This window comes from Actinomadura geliboluensis (genome assembly GCF_005889745.1).
GTDB classification, from domain to species: domain Bacteria; phylum Actinomycetota; class Actinomycetes; order Streptosporangiales; family Streptosporangiaceae; genus Spirillospora; species Spirillospora geliboluensis.
The window spans coordinates 1-5,871 of sequence record NZ_VCKZ01000515.1 but is presented as its reverse complement, the minus strand read 5'-3'; the positions used below and the strand labels follow the sequence as shown (position 1 = coordinate 5,871).

The window sequence follows — 5,871 nt, the reverse complement described above, 5'->3', positions numbered from 1 at the left end:
GCGTCCGGCAGGACGAACGTCTCCCCGAACCGCCCTCGACGGGCGGCGTCCGCAGCAGACGCGCGATCGGGAGGACGGTCGCGACCAGTGCGAGCAGGACCGTCCCGCCGACGATGGTGATCCAGCCGGCGGCCGGGACGTACGGGACGCGCTGCCCGGCGAGGGCGTTGACGACCGAGGACAGGGTGATCGCCGCGATCCCGACGCCGATCGCGAGCGCCACCCCGAGCAGGACGGACTGCTCCGCGTACGCCATCCGCCGCACCTGGCCGCGGGTCAGCCCGACCAGCCGCAGCAGCGACAGCTCCCGGGCCCGGGACAGCCCGGCCATGATCAGCGTGTTGGCGGCGGCGAGCACCGCGTAGCCGACCAGGACGGCGATCAGCATCTTGTTCAGCCACGCGCTGATCGCGAGGTCCTTGGCCAGCTCGCCGTTGAGCTCGCTCGCGCCCGTCACGGTGCTCGCCGGGTACTTGGCCGCGAGCCCCTTCAGCGCGGCGCCCGCGTCGGCGCCCTGCGCGGTGCGGATCAGGACGTGGTCGTCCAGCCCGGTCGCGGTGTGCCCGGCGAGCGTCTCGTTGGCCAGCGTGACGTCCCCGAACCCGAAGTTGCGGTCGTAGGTCGCCACGACCCGCAGCGTGACCGGCGTGCCGTCGCCGAGCCACAGCTTCACGTCCTTTCCGACCCGCAGGTCGTTCTGGTCGGCGAGGGACGTCGACACGGCGACGGCGCCGGCGCGCAGGTCGGCCAGGCGTCCCGACTTGACGCCGAGGTCCAGGGTCTTCTCCACGCCCTGCGGGTCGACGCCCTGCGCGACGAACGTCATGGGCTCGATGTCCGTGGGCGCGATGACCGAGGTGCGGCGGACGCCGGTCGCGGCGAGCACGCCCGGGACGCGGCGCGCGTCCTCCGCCGCCGACGCGGGCAGCCCGGCGGCGCCGGCCAGCACGTGCTGCGCGATCGTGCCGTCCCGGCTCTGCTCGACCGTCTGCCGGTCGAGGTTGTCCTGGAGGAACCAGACGGTGCCGCCCAGCCCGACGGACAGGACGAGCCCGGTCAGCACGGCCACCATGCTGCGGGCGTTGCCGCGCAGGTTCGCGGCGGCCAGGTACCCGCTGTCGCCCCAGACCGCCCGCAGGACCGGGCCGAGGACCTGCGCGGCGGCCCGGTTGATCCACGGCGCGAGCAGCGCGACCGCCAGCACGAACGCGATGAGCATGCCGAACGCGACGCCCATGGCGGTCTGCCCGGTCGCGGTGCCGGTGAGCCCGATCATCGCCACCGCGCCGGCGAGGCACACCGCGCCGGACACGATCCGGAACCGCCCGCCGAGGGACGTCTCGACGGCGGCCTCACCGAGCGCCTCCGTGGGCCGGATCGCGGTGGTGCGGCGCGCGGCGACCAGCGCGGACAGCAGCGCCACCACGGCCACGGCGGCGATCGACGCGAGCGCGGCGAGCGCGCCGCCCCGCACCTCGAACGACTCGGGCACGAAGCCCCGGTCCACGAGCCGGTTCCGGATCCAGACGGTGGCGGCGAAGCCGGCCGGGACCCCGACGACCGAGGCGAGCGCGGCGAGCATCCCCACCTCGCCGAGGATCAGCCGCCGCACCTGCGCCGGGGTCGCCGCGATGGCCCGCAGCAGGGCGATGTCGCGGCGGCGGTGCCGCACCGAGAGCCCGACCGTGGCCGCGACGACGAACACGATGATCATCACGGCGTAGCCGGCGAACGCGGCGCCGGCCTGCACGGCCATCTCCTTGGCGGCGGCGGCCTCGGGCTCCTCGGCGAGCCCCCGCTCGTCGCCGGTGTAGGACTTGGCCCCGGCGGCGTCCGCGATGCGCGCGACCTTCGCGGTCACCGCGTCCCGGTCGGCGCCCGGCGCGGCGAGCACCCCGACCGCGTCGACGCGACCGCGGTGCGGGTCGAGCGCGGCGGCCCGCGCGTCGGTGAAGAACAGCGCCGCGCTCGTCCCCTCCGCGTCGCCGGTGTCGACGACGCCGCTCACCCGGACCGGGTGGACGGCCCCGCCGGTGAGGAGCCGCGCGGTGGCGCCGGGCTTCAGCTTCCCGGCCGCGGCGAGGCGGGCGTCCACCGCGATCTCGTCGTCGGCCCGCGGCGGCGCGCCGGACACCATGCGGTGCGGGCCGAGCGCGGCGCTCGCCCAGCCGTGGCCCAGCGCGGGGACGGACGGCGCCGCCGGCAGGGCGACCGTGATCGACCGGTCGGCGACGGCCTGCTTCACGCCGGGGACCGCGGCGATCCGGGCGACGAGCGCTTCGGGGACGCCGCCGCGCTCGGGCAGCACGAGCCTCGTGGTCTCGCGCTCCCCGAACTTCTCGGGACCGGCCACCGTGAGGTCGCGCTTGGCGACGACGGCGAGCGCGTCCGAATACCGTTGCGGCAGGCCGTTGTACCGCAGTCCCGACTCGGTGAGGACGCCGCACACGGTGAGGACCAGGACGCCGGCGCACAGCGCGAGGAACGTCGCGACGAACGTGCCCTTCCGGTACCGCAGCATCTGCAAGGCGAGGAGCAGCACCGCTCAGCCCTCCCGGGCGGCGACGGGCTTGCGGCGGCCGAGCATCGCCAGCTCCTCGGCGATGCGCGGGGCGCCGGGCTGCGGCATGTCCCGCACGATCTTCCCGTCCGCCAGCACGATGACCCGGTTGGCGTAGGACGCGGCGACCGGGTCGTGCGTCACCATGATGATCGTCTGACCGGACTGCTCGACGGCCGCGCCCAGCAGCGCGAGCACCTCCGCCGCGGTCGTCGTGTCGAGCGCGCCGGTCGGCTCGTCGCAGAAGATCACCTCGGGCCGGGTGACGAGCGCGCGGGCGATCGCGACCCGCTGCTGCTGGCCGCCGGACAGCTCCGCCGGGCGGTGCCCGAGCCGGTGCGCCAGCCCCACCCGCTCGATCACCTCGGTGACCCACGCCGGGTCCGGGCGGGCGCCCGCCAGCCGCGACGGCAGCAGGACGTTCTGCTCCACGGTGAGCGCGCCGATCAGGTTGAACGCCTGGAACACGAAGCCGATCCTGCTGCGGCGCAGCATCGTCAGTTCCTTCTCCGACATCGTCGACAGGTCGGTGTCGCCGATCATGACCCGTCCCGAGGAGGGCCGGTCGAGGCCGGCCGCGCAGTGCAGCAGCGTGCTCTTCCCGGAGCCGGACGGCCCCATCACCGCGGTCATCGTCCCCCGGCGGAACCGGGCGTCGACGCCGGCGAGCGCGACGACGGGATTCTCGTCGCCGTACGTCTTGCTGACGCGTTCGATGTGGACGACGTCGTCCACGGGGGGCATTGACATCGGGAGCAGTCCTCCGGGGGGATCGGTCTCGTTCGAGTGCCCCACGACGCTAGGAACGGCGCCTCACCCGCGGCAATGCAGCCAGTTGCCCATGCGGCGGTAGTGCAGGCGCTACCAGTCCCAGGGGAGCCGCCTGCCCGGTCGTGCCCGCTGTACCGGGGCGGTGGTGCTGGCTACACCGTGTTTCTTCCAGTGCGCGTTATCGAATCGAGCACCTGCGGGCCGCCATTCTTGAGGCTTTCCAGAGAAACGCCCCCCGCTCCCACCGAACCCGGTGGTTTTGAGGAGAAAAGGTGTCCGAGTATTTCCCGCCCGCCGCTCGTCCCGGCGTCCTGTCCGCGCGCCGCAGGAGGCCGGTGAAGCTCGCCGCGGTGGCGGTGGCAGCCGGGCTCGGCCTGGCGGGCTGCGCCACCGGCGACAAGGCCGATGCCGAGGCGGAGATCGGCACGGCCAAGAACGAGGTCGCCGTGGTGGCCGCGATGCAGAAGGTGGTGAAGGCCGGGTTCCCCGGCGTGCTGGTCTCCGTCAAGGGTGCGGACGGGAAGGTCCGCGACTACTCGGCCGGCGCCGGCGACCGCGAGACCGGCGACGCGCCCCCGAAGAACGGGTACGTGCGCGTCGGCAGCAACACCAAGAGCTTCGTCGCCGCGACCGTCCTGCAGCTGATCGGGGAGGGGAAGGCGAAGCTGGACGAGCCGATCGACACCTACCTGCCCGGCGTCGCCAAGGGCCCGGACTGGGACGGCAAGAGCATCACCGTCCGGAACCTGCTCGGGCACACCAGCGGGATCCCCGACTACACGCAGGCCCTCGTCCCGACCACCGACACGCTCCCGACCAAGACCTACACGGCCGAGGACCTGCTCCGGCCCGCGCTGAAGATGAAGGCGTCGTTCCCCGTCGGGAAGAAGCGCGAGTACAGCAACACCAACTACGTCCTCGCGGGGATGCTCGTCGAGAAGATCACCGGCAGGCCGGTCGGCGAGGCGGTCACCGAACGGGTCATCGACCGGATCGGCCTCAAGCAGACCTACTGGCCGAAGCCCGGCGACACCGGCGTCCGCAAGCCCCGGATGGAGGGGTACATCGCGCCACCCGGCGGCACGCTGAAGAAGGCGACCGAGATGGACCCGTCGATCTCCGGGGCGGCCGGCATGGTGGTCTCCACCCCGCGCGACCTCAACCGCTTCTTCACCGCCGTGGTCGGCGGCAAGCTGATGCCCGCCGCGCAACTCGCGGAGATGCAGAAGACGATGGAGTCGCCGGGCGACATGCCGGACACCGTGTTCGGGCTGGGCCTCGACCAGACCACGCTGTCCTGCACGAAGATCTGGGGCCACGGCGGCGACATCCACGGCTACGAGTCCCGGGGCGGCGTGACCACCGACGGCCGCGAGGTCACGGTGGTCGTCAACGCGCTGCCGGGCGCGATCATCGCGAAGCAGGACTCCGAGGAGGCCATGCTGAAGGACGCGATGGACAAGATGACGACGATCTCGAAGCTGGTCGACACGGCGATCTGCAAGTAACGGCGATCTGCAAGTAACCGCACCGCCCGCGCCGGTGGCGTCCCTCGGGGGGACGCCACCGGCGCGTCCGTGTCTGCGGGGCCGTCCGTGGTGGATCCGTGATGGGCACGGATGCCGCTCCGTGGGTCCGGCGGCGACGCTTGCTCAGCAGTCGGACGACCGCCGAGGAGGACCCGATGACCGCCACCACGATGTACGCCGCGACGGGCGCCGCAGCCCGGCCCCGGCTGATGAGCAGGGCGTTCGTGCTGGTGCTCCTCGCCGGAGTGGGCTCGTCCACCAGCTTCTACCTGCTGTTCTCGGCGCTGCCCCGCTACGCGGACGCGATCGGGGCCGGCGGCGTCGGGGCCGGGCTGACCACCGGCGTGATGATGCTGGCGACCGTGGCCGCCGAGTTCGCCGTCCCGCGCCTGACGGCCCGCTTCGGGTACCGGGCGGTCTTCGGGACCGGGCTCGTGCTGCTCGGGGCGCCGGCGCTCGTGCTGGCGGCGGCCGGATCGATGCCGATGGTCCTGGCGGCGTGCCTGGTCCGGGGCGCCGGGTTCGCGGTGGCGGTGGTGCTGGGCGGGGCGCTGGTGGCCTCGATCGTCCCGGCCGAGCGGCGCGGCGAGGGCCTCGGCGTCCACGGCGTCGCCTGCGGGACGCCGGCCGTCGCGTCGCGGCAGCTCGTGCCGGGGCTGTGATCGCGGCGAGCGGCATCGCGCTGCTGGTCGCGGTGTCGAACCCCGTGGCGGTGACGCTCGGCGCCACCGGCTTCGGCCTCCTCGCCGTCCGCACCGGGTACCCGGCCGCCTTCGGCCTGACGGCCGCGCTCATGCTGCTGCCCCTCCTCGCCGGGACGGGCGCCCGCACCCGGCGGACCCGCACCGCTTGACCTCATCTATCCATCCGCACCCCATCCGAAAGGAATCTCAGTGACCATGTCAAGCCGCGATAGCGCTGACCTGCGATGGCGGGATCGGGCTGAAGGTTCGGTTGTCGCGCAGCAGAGCCCACAGGACGTCGACCATGCGTCGAGCCAGGGCGAGTAGG

5 protein-coding genes are annotated in these 5,871 nt (G+C 73.5%); 3 read left to right on the top strand and 2 right to left on the bottom strand.

What is annotated here, in order from left to right; translation table 11 throughout:
• A partial coding sequence (locus ETD96_RS40075) for an FtsX-like permease family protein (RefSeq protein ID WP_138641703.1) occupies positions 1-2,542 on the bottom strand: 2,542 nt, incomplete at its 3' end.
• Between the two features lie 3 nt (positions 2,543-2,545).
• Positions 2,546-3,310 (bottom strand): ABC transporter ATP-binding protein, encoded by a 765-nt coding sequence (locus ETD96_RS40070; RefSeq protein ID WP_205719702.1) that lies wholly within the window; start codon positions 3,308-3,310, stop codon positions 2,546-2,548.
• A gap of 293 nt (positions 3,311-3,603) precedes the next feature.
• On the opposite strand from ETD96_RS40070, the gene ETD96_RS40065 reads away from it, so the two are divergent.
• The 3 genes from ETD96_RS40065 (at position 3,604) to ETD96_RS40055 (ending at position 5,713) form a co-directional block, all read left to right on the top strand.
• On the top strand, positions 3,604-4,839 hold the full coding sequence (locus ETD96_RS40065; protein ID WP_205719701.1) for a serine hydrolase domain-containing protein: 1,236 nt from the start codon (positions 3,604-3,606) through the stop codon (positions 4,837-4,839).
• Positions 4,840-5,015: 176 nt separating this feature from the next.
• A complete protein-coding gene (locus tag ETD96_RS40060) occupies positions 5,016-5,522 on the top strand; it encodes an MFS transporter (protein ID WP_171069470.1) in 507 nt (168 codons plus the stop codon).
• Positions 5,519-5,713, top strand: a complete 195-nt coding sequence (locus ETD96_RS40055; RefSeq protein WP_138641701.1) for a hypothetical protein — start codon at positions 5,519-5,521, stop codon at positions 5,711-5,713. The genes ETD96_RS40060 and ETD96_RS40055 overlap by 4 nt, the downstream gene beginning before the upstream one ends.
• Positions 5,714-5,871: the final 158 nt, after the last annotated feature.